Genomic DNA, 14,539 nt, shown 5'->3' on the forward strand with positions numbered 1-14,539 from the left:
ATTGTCGGGCATGTCTTCGTCTTTGAATGTAAAAAACCCGCAGCACAGGCTGCGGGGTTTTTGTATTTTGATGAGATGCCTTGATCAGACCGGCTTGATCAGGACGTGGCGTTTTTTGCCCGCAGAAACCTTGATCACACCGTCTTTATTGATGGCATCGGCATTAATCGTGGCGTTTTCATCGCTGACTTTTTCATCATTGATTTTGGCCCCGCCACCCTTGATCAGGCGGCGTGCTTCACCGCCGGTTTTGGCTAGGTCCGCCCGGCGGAACAGATCAAATGCCGGAATGCCCGCATCAAGTTCAGCCTTGGCAACTTCGACGGTTGGCAGGTCGTCGGCAAAAACGCCTTCTTCAAAGGTCTTGCGCGCGGTTTCAGCAGCGGCAAGGGCGGCTTCTTCACCGCGGCACAGCTTGACCGCTTCAAGGGCGAGAACCTTTTTGGCTTCGTTAATCTGCGATCCTTCGAGCTTTTCGTATTCCGCAATCTGTTCAAGCGACATTTCGGTAAACAAACGCATGAATTTGATGACGTCAGCATCTTCGGTGTTGCGCCAGAACTGATAGTAATCATAGGACGACAGGCGTTCTTCGTTGAGCCATACAGCGCCAGAAGCCGTCTTGCCCATTTTGGTCCCTGACGCGGTGGTCATCAGCGGCGTGGTCAGGCCAAACAGTGACTTTTCATCAACACGACGACCAAGCTCGACACCATTGACAATATTGCCCCACTGATCCGATCCGCCCATCTGCAGCGTGCAGGCATAATTACGGTTCAGTTCTACAAAGTCATAGGCCTGCAGGATCATGTAGTTGAACTCAAGGAAGCTCAGCGACTGTTCACGTTCCAGACGAATTTTAACCGAGTCAAAGCTCAGCATCCGGTTGACCGAAAAATGCCGCCCAAAATCACGCAGAAATTCGATGTAGTTCAGTTTATCAAGCCAGTTGGCATTGTTGACCATGATCGCATCGGTCGGGCCATCGCCAAATGTCAGGAACTGCTGAAACACTTTTTTGATGCCAGCCATGTTGGCGGCAATGATTTCATCAGTCAGAACCGGGCGGGCGTCGTCACGGCCGGTTGGATCGCCAACACGTGTGGTGCCACCCCCCATCAGGACAATCGGTTTATGGCCGGTTTTTTGTAACCAGCGCAGCATCATGATCGATACAAGCGATCCGACATGAAGGCTGTCTGCGGTGCAATCATAGCCCACATAGCACACCACCGTATTTTCCGTCGCATAGGTATCAAGACCTTCGAGGTCCGTACATTGGTGGATATAACCGCGGTCATTCATGACGCGGAGAAAATCAGACTTAAGTTCAGTCATGGTTTTTGCGCTATGTTTGGTTGTGATAAAAAAATCGAGCCGCTTATTACTGCGGACGCGATGATCTAGCACAAAAAACATTCGCGGGGCAACGCATCGACATGCAGTTCTGCTATGGCGGTAACGATTTCGCGATAAATTGATTTTAATCTGCTCCACAACGCAGCAAAACACCCAGAAAACCTATACGGAGTTTCCAATGACGAACGGCTGGATCAAGGCAATCGGAATGATGAGCGGAACGTCACTAGACGGCGTTGATGCTGCGCTAATTGAAACCGATGGGATCGAGGTTCGCCGTACCGGTCATTCGGTGTTTGTGGCCTATGATGTAGCCCTTCGTGAACGGATGCGGGCGTGCTTTGGCAACCGCGCGGCCACCAACAGCGAACAGGTAGTGGCAGATGATCTGACAGACGTTCATGTTAATGCTGTTAATATGTTGCTGGAGAAATCTGGTGTGGTGGTGGGTGAAATAGGCGTCATCGGATTTCATGGCCAGACGGTTTTCCATGAACCGGCCTCCGGGATCACGCGCCAGATCGGAACGCCTTATATGCTGGCGGAAAAAACGGGCATTCCCGTTGTTGCCGATTTTCGCCTTGCTGATGTTGCCGCCGGGGGCGAGGGTGCGCCACTTGCCCCAGTCTACCATGCGGCTCTGATGAAAAGTGCAGGCGTTGAAATGCCCATCGCGGTTCTAAATATCGGCGGTGTGTCCAACGTGACATGGATCGGCCCGGATGATGCGCTGCTGGCGTTTGATTGTGGGCCGGGCAATGCACGCCTTGATGACTGGATGCTGCGCCATACCGGCACACCAGTTGATATGAACGGTGCAACGGCATCGTCCGGGCAGGCCGATCCGATGGTTGAAGTGAAATTTCTTGAAGACCCGTATTTTGATCGCGTGCCACCGAAATCCCTTGACCGTGAAGACATGGTCGTAACCATTGATGGGCTGGTAGCCGAGGCAAAGCTAAGCATGGCGGATGGGGCGGCGACCCTTGCCAATTGTACGGTGGCGGCCATCGTTGCCGGGGTGAACCATCTGCCGACAGCCCCCAAAGGCTGGTTCGTCTGTGGCGGCGGTCGGCATAATCAATATGTTATGGCACAGCTTAATGAACGGCTGGGAGTTCCGGTGCGATCAGTTGACGAACTCGATTGGGACGGCGATGCGGTTGAGGCCGAATGTTTTGGCTATCTGGCCGTGCGCCATCTGCGCAATTTACCGCTGAGCTTTCCGGGCACAACCGGGGTGGCGGAGCCCTGTTGCGGTGGAAAGCTATACCAAACGAAAAAGGCCGCCTGATCAGGCGGCCTTTGGTCTATTGTCGTTGCCTACTCGCGGCGGGTCGCTTTACGCGCCACGCTTCTCAAGATAAGCAGCCGTGTGCTTGATTACGTCGTCTTGCTGTTTGGCAAAATAGTGATCGGCACCGTCAATCGTGCGCAAATCCACTTCAATACCCTTCTGGGCATTAAGCTTGTCAGCCAGTTTATTGACCGATGCCAGCGGAATGTTGCTGTCCTGCGTGCCATGGATCATCAGACCCGATGACGGGCAGGGTGCCAGGAAGGTGAAGTCATATTCGCTGGCCGGCGGTGCGACGCAAACGAACCCGTCAATTTCCGGGCGGCGCATCAAAAGCTGCATGCCGATCCAGGACCCAAACGAATACCCTGCGACCCACGTGGCGCGCGCATTGGCGTTATAAGTTTGCATCCAGTCAAGAGCCGATGCCGCATCAGACAGCTCACCGATCCCTTGATCATAGACGCCCTGCGAGCGACCAACGCCGCGGAAGTTAAAGCGCATGACCGAATAACCGCGATCCTTGAACATGTTGAACATGTTAAAGCACAATTTATTGTTCATTGTGCCGCCCTGCTGGGGGTGCGGATGGAGAATGAGTGCGATGGGCGAATCGTCAGCGCTGTTATGGTGGTAGCGACCGTCAAGGCGACCTTCGGGGCCGTTAAAAATGACCTCAGGCATGGATCAGACTGCTCCTGTCCACGAATGGAATAATGTGTGCAACAAAAATATCCGAGTGTTTTTGTAAGTTTTTTCGTGTTTGCGCATAAATTGCTTTGGGCAAATACTTGACCAAGTTACTCGGTTATCCTATATTCCGGCTAACGCAATGGCGCCATGTAAACCCGATCTTACGTCTTGCGTAAGGCCGGGTGTTGGCGTGGTTGCCGGGAATCGAAGATACTAATTACACAGTGGACCGCCCCATGTTCAAGCTAATTCGTCAGGAAATTGACGCGATGATTGCCCGCGATCCTGCGGCACGCTCCCGTTTGGAGATCGCGCTCTGTTATCCGGCGTTTCACGCAATCATGGGATATCGCGGCACACACTGGCTGTGGCAGCGTGGTTTTCGTATCACAGCCCGCTTCATTTCGCAGATTTTGCGTTGGCTGACCGGGATCGAAATTCACCCGGGCGCAAAAATTGGCAAACGGTTCTTTATCGACCACGGCATGGGCGTTGTGATTGGTGAAACGGCCGAGATCGGCGATGACGTGACATTATATCAAGGGGTGACCCTTGGTGGAACGTCGCCGAGCGTTAATAGCGACGGCCAACGTGGCCTTAAACGCCATCCTACGCTTGAAGATGGCGTGATTGTTGGCTCGGGCGCGCAAATTCTCGGCCCGTTTACGGTGCGCAAGAATGCGCGTGTTGGTGGTAATGCGGTGGTGCTGTCGGAAGTGCCTGAAGGTGCGACGGTGGTCGGGATCCCCGCCAAGATCGTACGCCACGAAGCCGATGATCGTTTCTGTGCCTATGGCACGCCGATTGGTGATCTGCCTGATCCCGTGGCGCGTGCGCTTGAAGAGCTTGGTCGAGAAGTAACGGAACTGCGTGGTCAGGTTGCAGAGCTTAAAACAGATAACAAGTCATCTGATGATGGTGATGTGATTGCCGACAAGCCACGCATCGTCGCGTCATCGGAATGAGTTAGGCGCAGGTTCGCGCCACGAATACGAACAGAGCCCGCTGTCAGGTTTGCAACCAAAATAGCATAACCGGAGCAGCAAGGCAGGAGGATGAACCGTGAAGCTGAGTACCAAAGGCCGCTATGCCGTGATGGCGATGGTCGACCTTGCTGAAAGCAGCAAGGACCGACCGGTAGCACTTGCGGATATCGCGGACCGTCAGGAAATTTCACTGTCTTATCTTGAACAGCTTTTTGGCAAATTGCGCAAAGGCGGCTTGGTCCGTTCCGTGCGTGGTCCGGGAGGCGGATACCTTCTGGCGCGCACAGCGCAGGAAACCCGCGTTGCCGATGTGATCTTGGCTGTTGATGAGCCGATCCGCGCAACCCGCTGTAAGTCCGGGTCGCCAAAAGGATGCAAGGCCAATCAGGGTCGCTGCCAAACCCATGAATTGTGGGAAGAACTTGGCAATCAGATTTACCTTTATCTGGCGTCCGTTAGCCTGGCCGATGTGGTTGGACGCAACGTCAGTGGTTCCTTGCGGGTTTTCCCGTCGAAAACCACGCAAATAGAAGAGCCGTCACAGGTTGCGGCACAGTGATTAGTCCTCTATATCGTGCGTATAGGGACGGCAAATGCGAATAAGGATGATTTTAAACTGATGACCGATCAGGTTTACCTTGATTACAACGCAAGCGCGCCGCTGTGCTCCGAGGCACAACAGGCAATGATCGCTGCGATGGATATCACGGGGAACCCGTCCTCAGTTCACGCCAGCGGCCGCGCAGCTCGCAAGATTGTCGATCATGCGCGCCGTACCATTGCCGATCTGCTTGGGGGTGATCCCGAACGGGTGATCTTTACAAGCGGCGGGACCGAGGCTAACAACCTTGCCCTGAATGGGCTGGAAGATGTCACGGTTTTCACCAGTGCGGTTGAACACCCATCGGTGATCGAGGCCCGGTCCGATGCCAAGCGCATCCCGGTTGATGGCGATGGGGTGATTGATCTAACGGCCCTTGAGGCAATGCTGAAAGACGCATCGCAGAAGGGTGAAAAGGTTTTGGTTTCGGTCATGCTGGCCAATAACGAAACCGGCGTGATCCAGCCCGTGGCAAAGGTTGCTTTGCTGGCGCGCGAATACGGGGCAAAAGTCCATTGTGACGCAGTACAGGCTTTGGGCCGTATACCGTTAGACATGGGACGTTTGCTGGTTGATATGGTGTCGATTTCGGCCCACAAGATCGGCGGCCCCAAAGGAATTGGCGCCCTTGCGATTGCGCCCGGTGTGATGCTGGTGCCGCAAATTCGCGGTGGTGGCCAAGAAAAATACCGCCGTGGCGGCACGGAAAACGTTTTGGGCATCGCAGGCTTTGCCGCCAGCGCCCAGCGTGCCGAGGTCGGAATGGCGAAAATGGCGGATGTTGCTGCCATGCGCGACCGTCTTGAAACGGAATTGGCATCAGAAGCCCCTGAGCTTGTTATTGCCGGAAAAGGAACGAAGCGGCTGGTGAATACAAGTTGCCTGATCCTGCCAGGAATGCCCGGGGAAACCCAGGTGATGGCACTGGATTTAGGTGGTGTTGCCATCAGTTCGGGATCTGCCTGTTCGTCAGGCAAGGTACGTGAAAGCCACGTGCTTAAGGAAATGGGAATTTCCGATACCGGATCGGCCATCAGGGTCAGTCTGGGATTGGAAACAACCGACGAAGATATCGATACGTTTGTCCGAGTTTGGAGCCGGATGAGGGGCAATGCAGCGCGCAAGAAGGCGCGTCACGCTGCCTGACAAGAGAGTGAGTGAGGAAGTCTTAATTATGAACGAGCTTAAAGCAAAGCCGATCTATCTGGATTACCAGGCAACGACGCCGACCGATCCGCGGGTGGTGGATGCGATGCTGCCATACTTCACCGAGAAGTTCGGTAATCCGCATTCGCGCAACCACAGCTTTGGCTGGGAAGCCGAAGACGCGGTTGAAGTCGCGCGCGGACAGGTTGCCAAGGTCATTGGTGCATCGGCCAAGGAAGTTATCTTTACTTCGGGTGCGACAGAATCGAACAACCTCGCACTTAAAGGTGTGATGAAGTTCTATGGTAAGAAAAAGCCGCATCTGATCACGGTCGTGACCGAGCATAAATGCGTGCTCGACAGTGCCCGTCACCTTGAGCAGGAAGGGTACAAGGTTACCTATCTTGGCGTTAAGGATAACGGCCTGATCGACCTTGAAGAACTTAAAGCGGCCATCACCGATGAAACTGCACTCGTGTCCGTCATGGGTGTGAACAACGAAATCGGTGTGATTCAGCCCCTTAAGGAAATCGGTGCTATCTGCCGTGAACGCAAAGTGTTCTTCCACACCGATTGCGCACAGGCTGTTGGCAAGATTGATCTTGATGTCGAAGACATGAACATTGATCTGATGTCGATTTCCGCCCACAAACTTTATGGCCCGAAAGGCGTTGGTGCATTGTTCGTGCGCCGTCGCCCACGTGTCCGCGTTATCGCACAGATCACCGGCGGTGGTCAGGAACGTGGCATGCGTTCGGGCACGTTGCCGACACCGTTGCTTGTTGGTTTTGGTAAGGCGTGTGATATTCTGTCGAACGAAATGGCAGAAGAAAACGCCCGCATCACCGAGCTTCGCGATTACACGCTTAAGAAGTTCCGTGATCGTCTGGCTGACATTTACCTCAACGGTGACGAAGAAGCCCGCGTTTCGGGTAACCTCAATGTTTCATTTGCGTACGTCGAAGGCGAAAGCCTGCAGATGGACATCAAAAACATTGCGGTTTCTTCGGGCTCGGCATGTACGTCGGCATCGCTTGAGCCGTCTTATGTGCTGCGTGCGCTGGGTGTTGACGAAGAACTCGCCCATACGTCGCTACGTATCGGGATTGGCCGTTATACGACCAAGGAAGAGCTTGATGAAGCGATCGAGTCAATCAGTGTTGCGGTTGAGCGTCTTCGCGACATGAGCCCGCTTTGGGAAATGGCCCAGGAAGGCATCGACATCAAGTCGATCGAGTGGGCTGAGCACTAAGAACGACAGACGACGACTTATCGACGTTTTTTATCTCGTGAGAGAGACACAGAACTTTTAGGAGGATTCCTATCATGGCTTATAGTGAAAAGCTGATCGACCATTACGAAAACCCGCGTAACGTTGGTTCGATGGACAAAAATGAAACGTTCGTCGGTACCGGTCTTGTTGGTGCTCCGGCCTGTGGTGACGTTATGAAACTGCAGATCAAAGTAACCCCGGAAGGCATCATCGAGGACGCGAAGTTCAAGACCTTCGGTTGCGGTTCGGCCATTGCGTCGAGCTCGCTGATCACCGAATGGGTCAAGGGCAAATCGCTTGATGAAGCTGGTTCGATCAAGAACTCGCAGATCGCAGCAGAACTGGCACTTCCGCCGGTTAAAATTCACTGCTCGATCCTTGCCGAAGATGCGATCAAAGCCGCAATCAGCGACTACAAAACCAAAAACGGTCAGGGCGAAGTCGAAGCTGCTGAATAAGCAGCTTTGCCTTTCCCCCGTTTTCGGGAATTTGGGAGAAGACCATGGCATTACCGTCACCGATTTCTGTCACGTCAGAAGCGCTTGTTCATATCAAGGCGTTGCTTGATAGCCGCGGCAAACCGTCCGAAGGCATCCGGCTTGGTGTGCGCAGCAAAGGGTGTTCGGGCTTGTCCTACACGCTGGAATATGCCGACGAAGCCAGTGGCTTTGAAGAAGTTGTCCAGCTTGAGGATGGCGTGAAAATCCTGATTGACCCAAAAGCCATGATGTTCGTTCTTGGAACAGAAATGGATTATGAGGTCACCAAGATGGAAGAAGGGTTCGTCTTCCGCAATCCCAACGAAAAAGGTCGTTGTGGTTGTGGTGAGTCCTTCCACATCTAGGATCACCTGCGGATTGTCAGGTCTTTACCTGCTTTGAAGATGGTTATGGCCCCAGTGAGTTCGCAGGAATTCACCGGGGCCGTCGCCTGAATGGGGCTGTTTGCACCTGCATATGTCCTGTTCGACGTAAGATGTAATTTGAATTTGTTTTAAATCCTCGGAAGTGCATAGCGTGAGCAACACCGGTACCGAAGATACGGGTACGATGAAACACCCCGCACATAAGGTTTGCTGGTCCTGTAAGGGGCCTGTTGAGGCCAGTGCGCTGTTTTGCGATACATGCAACGCCATTCAGGCCCCCGGTCAGCTTGATCATTTCAAGCGGTTTGGTCTTGAACGATCCTTTGTTGTCGATATCGATGCGGTTGAGGCGACGTACCTTAAGCAGCAACAAAAACTGCACCCGGATCGTTTCGCATCGAAATCCGGGCGTGAACAGGCGCTGTCATCGCAGCAGGCCGCCAGCCTCAACGAAGCCTTCGAAACGCTGAAAAATCCGGTCGCACGGGCGCATTATATGTTGCGTCTGGCCGGGGTTGAGCCCGAAGGCGGCGGCGGGCATACGGTCAATGATCCTGAACTTCTGATGGAAGCGATGGAAATGCGCGAAGCCCTTGATGATGCTGACAACCGTATGACGGTTGATGCCATGATCAAGGATACCCGCAAACAGGCGCGTGCATGCGAAAATGATCTTGCCAATGCGTTTGCCAAGGATGCCTTTGATGCGGCAAAAAAACTGACCACCCGTCTTAGATACCTGATGAAAATGACCGAGGAAGCGCGCGCGAAGAAATCGCGTCTCGCGGCAGCCTGATCATTTCAAGATAACGGATAGAATTCATGGCCTTGCTACAGATTCACGAACCGGGCGAAACGCCACTTCCCCACGAAGACGAACGCCAGATTGCGGTCGGTATTGATCTTGGGACCACCAATTCGGTGGTTGCAATTTCACGCGATGAAACCCCAGAAGTCCTGCGCGATAAATCGGGTGGCAATGCGATTGTGCCGTCTGTTGTCTATTACGGTGAAGACACCCCCGTGGTCGGCGAAGCCGCCCGTGATCATATCAACACCGACGCAAGTCGGGTTGTCTCGTCGGTCAAACGCCTGATGGGGCGCGGCATTGAAGACGTCAAATCGCTTGCGGGCACTTTGCCCTATGACGTTGAAATTCCCGAAAAATCCGATGATGATAGCGCAGGTCCGATGATGGTGCGCCTTAATGTCGGTAACCGCGTTTTGACCCCGGTCGAAGTATCGGCCGATATTTTGCGTGCCCTTCGTACGCGCGCCGAAGAAAGCCTTGATCAGCCGGTCGAAAAGGCGGTGATTACGGTGCCTGCCTATTTTGATGATGGTGCACGCACCGCGACCAAGGATGCCGCGACCCTTGCCGGGATTGAAGTCCTGCGTCTGGTTAATGAGCCAACTGCTGCTGCCCTTGCCTATGGCCTTGATAACGGGGCAGAGGGGCTTTATGCCGTTTACGATCTTGGGGGCGGGACGTTTGATATTTCGCTGCTTAAAATGCAAAAAGGCGTTTTTCAGGTCAAGGCAACCGGCGGTGATGCCGCCCTTGGTGGTGATGATTTTGATCACGCCATTGCCGAACATCTTTTGGCTTTGCGCAAAGACGGCGGTGCGACCGATGCCCTTGACGCGTCGGATGCCAAACGTCTGCTTAAAACTGCGCGTAAGGTCAAAGAAGGCCTGACCGATAGCGATGCGGTCAACGTTGCGGTGGACCTTAATGGCACCAAAACCACCCATTCTGTGACCCGTTCCGATTTTGAGGCCATGATTGCCAAGCTGGTCTCGCGGACAACCGCGATTACCGAGCAGGTTCTTGATGATGCGGATGTGTTGCCCGAAGACGTCAAGGGCGTGGTTCTTGTTGGCGGCTCAACCCGTGTGCCTGCGGTGCGTAAGGCCGTGGCCGATTTGTTCGAACAAGAACCGCTTTCCAACATTGACCCGGACGAAGTTGTCGCCCTTGGTGCAGCCCTTCAGGCCGAAGCATTGACCGGTGGGTCTGATAACCTTCTTTTGGATGTCACACCGCTGTCGCTTGGTCTGGAAACCATGGGCGGGATTGTTGAAAAGGTCATTGACCGCAACACCCCGATCCCGGTCGCCAAGGGACAGGAATTCACCACCTATCAGGATGGTCAGTCGGCCATGATGATCCATGTGGTGCAGGGCGAACGTGAAATGGTTGATCAGTGCCGGTCCCTTGCCCGTTTTGCCCTAACTGGTATTCCGTCGATGGCCGCAGGGGCCGCGCGCATTCGCGTACAGTTCAATGTTGATGCCGATGGTCTTTTGACCGTGTCGGCCCGTGAAGAAACCACCGGCGTTGAGCAGGAAGTCGCGGTCAAACCGACCTATGGCATCAATGAGGTGGATATGGCCAACATGCTGCGCGATAGCATGGTCCATGCCCGCGAAGATATGCTGATGCGTCTTCTGACCGAAGCCCGCGTTGAGGCAAAACGCAACATCCTTGCCGTTCAGGCCGCGATGGACGCAGACCGCGCGTTGCTAACGCCTGAGGATGACAAAAACATCAATGACGCCATTGCCAAACTTGAAGCGGCAATGGGCGGCGATGACCGAGATGTGATTAATGACGCGGCCGAGGCGCTTGAAAATGCATCGCGCCCGTTTGCCGAAAGCCGGATGGATAGCCGCATTCGTCAGGCCCTGACCGGGCAGAATGTGGATGCTGTTAACTAAACACGACCCGAATAATTGACAAACCGGCCACTTGCGGCGATTGTCCCGTGCAACCGCCAAAGGTCAGGTCGGACACAGCACCCAAATCTTTGATTGGGTGTTAAACAGAGATCGAACAAAAAGTATTACCGAGGAGAAAGGCACAGATGCCTAAGATCGTTTTTGTTGAGCCGGATGGCACCGAAAAAGAATTCGACGTCGCCGACGGTTTGTCCGTTCTGGAAGCCGCCCATAAAAACGGCATCGACCTTGAAGGTGCGTGCGAAGGTTCGCTTGCGTGCTCGACCTGTCACGTCGTTCTGGATGAAGACTGGTTTGATAAACTTGACGAGCCGTCAGAAGATGAAGAAGACATGCTTGACCTTGCTTTCGGCTTGACCGAAACCTCGCGTCTTGGCTGTCAGATCATCATGAGTGACGAACTTGATGGGCTGCGCGTTAAGCTGCCGTCTGCGACCCGCAATATGATGGTCAACAAGTAAGTTTGACCTTCTTTTTGACCGGATGCACATCGTGGCATTCGGCCACCAAAGGAGACTGATATGCGCTGGACAGATATTCAGGACATCGCGATCGAGCTTGAGGATGCCCATCCTGAGAAGGATAACCTCAACCTGCGCTATACCGACCTGCACAAATGGGTCTGCGCGCTTGAAGGGTTCGACGACGATCCCGAAAAATCGAACGAGAAAATTCTCGAAGCCATTCAGATGGCCTGGATCGACGAACGCGAAGATTAAAGTCGCGCTTGGGTGATGTGTCATCCCCGCGCAGGCGGGAATCCATCGCTGCATCGTTCCATATCGTTAAGGCCAGCCCGGAAATATTCCGCAGGCTGGCCTTTTCATATCCGCATATATGCATAACCGATCAGAGCAGGGCGACCATGAACCAAACCTTCACTGACATCATCCCGGCCGACAGCCTGTTTGGCAAATTGCGCGCCCAAGCCCCCGATGCATGGCAAAGCTATGTCTGCCATGATTTTATCAAGCAGCTTGGCAATGGCACACTGCCCGAAGCATCATTCAAGCATTATCTTATTCAGGATTACCTGTTCCTGATCCAGTTTGCGCGTGCCTATGCGCTGGCGGTTTATAAGGCCGAAGACCTAAGCGCGATGCGTCAGTTTTCCGGCACTGTGCATGCGATCCTTGATATGGAAATGAGCCTGCATCTTGAATTTTGCAAAGGATGGGGTCTTTCCGAGGCTGACATCATCGCAGAGCCCGAAGCACGGGCGTGCGTCACCTATACGCGCTATGTGCTCGACCGCGGCGTTCAGGGCGATGTGGTGGACCTTCAGGTCGCTCTGATGCCCTGTATGGTGGGCTATGCCGAAATCGCAAACCGCTTGATGGCAAGTTCTGATACAGTGCTTGACGGCAATCCATATCGGGCATGGATTGAAATGTATGCGTCCGATGAGTTTCAGGATGTGGCAAAGGCCGAAATTGATCTGCTGGAACATACTGCTGCCAAGCGTGGCGGGCATGCCCGGATCGAAAGCCTGACTGAAACATTCGCCATGGCAAGCCGTCTTGAAGCCGATTTCTGGCAAATGGGACTTGATCTGGCAAAATAGGGTGAAATCCCTTATATGAGTGCGAACCGAATTTTACGGGTGGTTTGAAGGCCACCCGTTGCCTTTTGTATTAACCTCTTGTCGCTGCGGCCTTGACCCGCGGATGGGTGAGAAAAAATGAACTCTCTTGGCTTTGATAAAGCCCCGGAAGATACCCGCGTGGTTGTTGCCATGTCGGGCGGGGTCGATAGTTCCGCCGTTGCGGCCCTTCTGAAATCAGAAGGCTACGACGTGGTCGGCATTACGCTTCAGCTTTATGATATGGGGGCCAATGCCCCGACCCGTGCGAAATCCTGCTGTGCCGGGCGTGACATCTATGATGCGCGCAAAGTGGCCGAGGATATCGATATTCCCTATTACGTGCTGGATTACGAATCACGCTTCCGCGAAGAAGTGATCGATGATTTTGCCGACAGCTATATGCGCGGCGAAACCCCGATCCCCTGCGTGAAATGCAATCAGACCGTCAAATTCCGCGATCTGCTCGAAACCTCGCACGACTTGGGTGCGGACTGCATGGCGACCGGCCATTATGTGCAGCGTAAACTGGGTGCCAACGGGCAGGCGCAATTGCACCGCGCAGCCGATGCCAACCGCGATCAAAGCTATTTCCTGTTTACCACCAAACAGGAACAGCTTGATTTCCTGCGCTTCCCGCTCGGCCATTTGATGAGCAAGGCCGAAACCCGTGCTTTGGCCGCCAAGTTCGGCCTTGAAGTGGCCGACAAACCCGACAGTCAGGACATCTGCTTTGTCCCGGATGGCAAATATGCCCGTCTGGTCGAACGTCTGCGCCCTGAGGCCGGTGAACCCGGCCAGATCGTTGACGTTGACGGCAATGTCATGGGCGATCACCGGGGGCTGATCCATTACACGGTTGGTCAGCGTCGCGGCCTGAACATCGGTGGCACCGCAGAACCGCTTTATGTGGTCAAACTGGTGCCCGAAAAACGTCAGGTTGTTGTGGGGCCAAAGGCCGCCTTGGCCAAGAAACTGGTCTATGTCAAAGACCTTAACTGGCTTGATGGCGATCAGATTGATGAAAACGGTGTTGAAGTCGAAGTCAAACTGCGCTCGGCCATGCAACCGACCACCGCCACCGTTTACCCCGAAGCGACCGGCGAAGCCCGGATCGAGCTTCACGATGCCCAGTTTGGCATCGCGCCGGGGCAGGCGGGTGTGTTCTATCAGGGTGAGCGCGTCCTTGGTGGCGGCTGGATCACCCGCGAAGAACTGATGGCCGGGGCTGCAACCGCGGCCTGATCCCCAATGGATCAGCGACGGATCAACGATTACGGTGGGCGAGGGCAGATGTTCCTCGCCCACTGGTTTTGTGGATATCTTTTTTGATCAAAACGTCAAAAAGGCGCTTGACGGGGAGCCATCCCTGACTTAAAAACCGCCTCGTTCCAAACGTTGCGGAACACCACAGAATATCCTGTGGCCGAGTAGCTCAGCTGGTTAGAGCAGCGGAATCATAATCCGCGTGTCGGGGGTTCAAGTCCCTCCTCGGCTACCAATTAAAAAACCCGTCAGGTAAAGGCCTGGCGGGTTTTTTTTATTGGCTCCCTCGGAGAGGGCAAAGCCCAAGGATAAAAAGCAGCCCAAAGGCTGATTCTTACAATTCCCTCCGGTTTGTTCACGTGAGCAGTGATTTTGGTTTCTGAAAATTAAATAAATCTGTCCCCGGTTTCAAAGTTGGTCAATCGTCCTTATAGAAAAGGTGGCTGTCTTTTTTTCGCAACATGTAAAAATATTTAACTACCTATTTATTGCCTCTATTACGTTTACCAAGTCACTGGCTGTATGATTTTCAAAGCTCTTTCCTTGAAAATTAATGCTTCCTGTGTTGTAAACATTCATAATTAATCCGCAAGTAAAGGTTATTTTTGTTTGGAGTCCTGTGGGGTGTTCAATTTTTGCTGAGGTGTGTTTTGATTTTACAAATTCCATTAATGCTTCTGTATTGTTACATTTTATGGCCATTAGATAAGTCCTTTTGTGATTTTATTT

15 protein-coding genes and 1 tRNA gene are annotated in these 14,539 nt (G+C 53.5%); 14 read left to right on the forward strand and 2 right to left on the reverse strand.

Annotated features, from left to right (window positions below; genetic code table 11):
• Window positions 1-84 precede the first annotated feature (84 nt).
• Window positions 85-1,338 (reverse strand): tyrosine--tRNA ligase, encoded by a 1,254-nt coding sequence (gene tyrS / locus AC0VXT_RS07360; protein WP_475548119.1) that lies wholly within the window; start codon window positions 1,336-1,338, stop codon window positions 85-87.
• A gap of 199 nt (window positions 1,339-1,537) precedes the next feature.
• Here tyrS and AC0VXT_RS07365 point away from each other — a divergent pair, with 199 nt between their 5' ends.
• A complete protein-coding gene (locus AC0VXT_RS07365) occupies window positions 1,538-2,653 on the forward strand; it encodes an anhydro-N-acetylmuramic acid kinase (protein ID WP_475548120.1) in 1,116 nt (371 codons plus the stop codon).
• A gap of 48 nt (window positions 2,654-2,701) precedes the next feature.
• Here AC0VXT_RS07365 and AC0VXT_RS07370 read toward each other — a convergent pair whose 3' ends face one another.
• Window positions 2,702-3,340: an alpha/beta hydrolase gene (locus AC0VXT_RS07370; RefSeq protein WP_022733510.1), complete on the reverse strand. Its 639-nt coding sequence runs from the start codon at window positions 3,338-3,340 to the stop codon at window positions 2,702-2,704.
• 245 nt (window positions 3,341-3,585) lie between these two features.
• Between AC0VXT_RS07370 and cysE the strand changes: the two genes are divergently transcribed.
• The 13 genes from cysE (at window position 3,586) to AC0VXT_RS07435 (ending at window position 14,045) form a co-directional block, all read left to right on the forward strand.
• The gene (cysE, locus tag AC0VXT_RS07375; RefSeq protein WP_475548121.1) at window positions 3,586-4,314 is read left to right on the forward strand and encodes a serine O-acetyltransferase; all 729 of its coding nucleotides are present in this window, start codon (window positions 3,586-3,588) and stop codon (window positions 4,312-4,314) included.
• Between the two features lie 97 nt (window positions 4,315-4,411).
• Window positions 4,412-4,894, forward strand: coding sequence for an Rrf2 family transcriptional regulator (locus tag AC0VXT_RS07380; RefSeq protein ID WP_022733512.1), 483 nt, complete (start codon window positions 4,412-4,414; stop codon window positions 4,892-4,894).
• Window positions 4,895-4,954: 60 nt separating this feature from the next.
• Window positions 4,955-6,082 carry a cysteine desulfurase family protein gene (locus AC0VXT_RS07385; protein ID WP_475548122.1) on the forward strand — a complete coding sequence of 376 codons (1,128 nt, stop codon included), beginning with the start codon at window positions 4,955-4,957 and terminating at the stop codon, window positions 6,080-6,082.
• 28 nt (window positions 6,083-6,110) lie between these two features.
• The gene (locus AC0VXT_RS07390) at window positions 6,111-7,334 is read left to right on the forward strand and encodes an IscS subfamily cysteine desulfurase (RefSeq protein WP_101303720.1); all 1,224 of its coding nucleotides are present in this window, start codon (window positions 6,111-6,113) and stop codon (window positions 7,332-7,334) included.
• 74 nt (window positions 7,335-7,408) lie between these two features.
• Window positions 7,409-7,813 (forward strand): Fe-S cluster assembly scaffold IscU, encoded by a 405-nt coding sequence (iscU, locus tag AC0VXT_RS07395; protein WP_022733515.1) that lies wholly within the window; start codon window positions 7,409-7,411, stop codon window positions 7,811-7,813.
• 44 nt (window positions 7,814-7,857) lie between these two features.
• Complete coding sequence (locus tag AC0VXT_RS07400; protein ID WP_022733516.1) at window positions 7,858-8,199, forward strand: HesB/IscA family protein; 342 nt, start codon at window positions 7,858-7,860, stop codon at window positions 8,197-8,199.
• A 172-nt stretch (window positions 8,200-8,371) separates the two neighbouring features.
• A complete protein-coding gene (gene hscB, locus AC0VXT_RS07405) occupies window positions 8,372-9,016 on the forward strand; it encodes a Fe-S protein assembly co-chaperone HscB (RefSeq protein ID WP_475548123.1) in 645 nt (214 codons plus the stop codon).
• 26 nt (window positions 9,017-9,042) lie between these two features.
• On the forward strand, window positions 9,043-10,941 hold the full coding sequence (gene hscA / locus AC0VXT_RS07410; protein ID WP_475548124.1) for a Fe-S protein assembly chaperone HscA: 1,899 nt from the start codon (window positions 9,043-9,045) through the stop codon (window positions 10,939-10,941).
• Window positions 10,942-11,087: 146 nt separating this feature from the next.
• The gene (locus AC0VXT_RS07415; RefSeq protein ID WP_475548125.1) at window positions 11,088-11,423 is read left to right on the forward strand and encodes a ferredoxin family 2Fe-2S iron-sulfur cluster binding protein; all 336 of its coding nucleotides are present in this window, start codon (window positions 11,088-11,090) and stop codon (window positions 11,421-11,423) included.
• Between the two features lie 60 nt (window positions 11,424-11,483).
• Entirely contained in the window at window positions 11,484-11,681 is a 198-nt protein-coding gene (gene iscX, locus AC0VXT_RS07420) for a Fe-S cluster assembly protein IscX (protein ID WP_022733520.1), read from the forward strand.
• Between the two features lie 146 nt (window positions 11,682-11,827).
• Window positions 11,828-12,526, forward strand: a complete 699-nt coding sequence (gene tenA / locus AC0VXT_RS07425) for a thiaminase II (protein ID WP_417823456.1) — start codon at window positions 11,828-11,830, stop codon at window positions 12,524-12,526.
• A 117-nt stretch (window positions 12,527-12,643) separates the two neighbouring features.
• Window positions 12,644-13,789 (forward strand): tRNA 2-thiouridine(34) synthase MnmA, encoded by a 1,146-nt coding sequence (gene mnmA / locus AC0VXT_RS07430; protein ID WP_475548126.1) that lies wholly within the window; start codon window positions 12,644-12,646, stop codon window positions 13,787-13,789.
• Between the two features lie 179 nt (window positions 13,790-13,968).
• Window positions 13,969-14,045 (forward strand) — tRNA-Met (locus AC0VXT_RS07435).
• The last annotated feature ends 494 nt before the right edge of the window (window positions 14,046-14,539 follow it).

The organism is Thalassospira sp. Z349TD_5 (genome assembly GCF_056173045.1).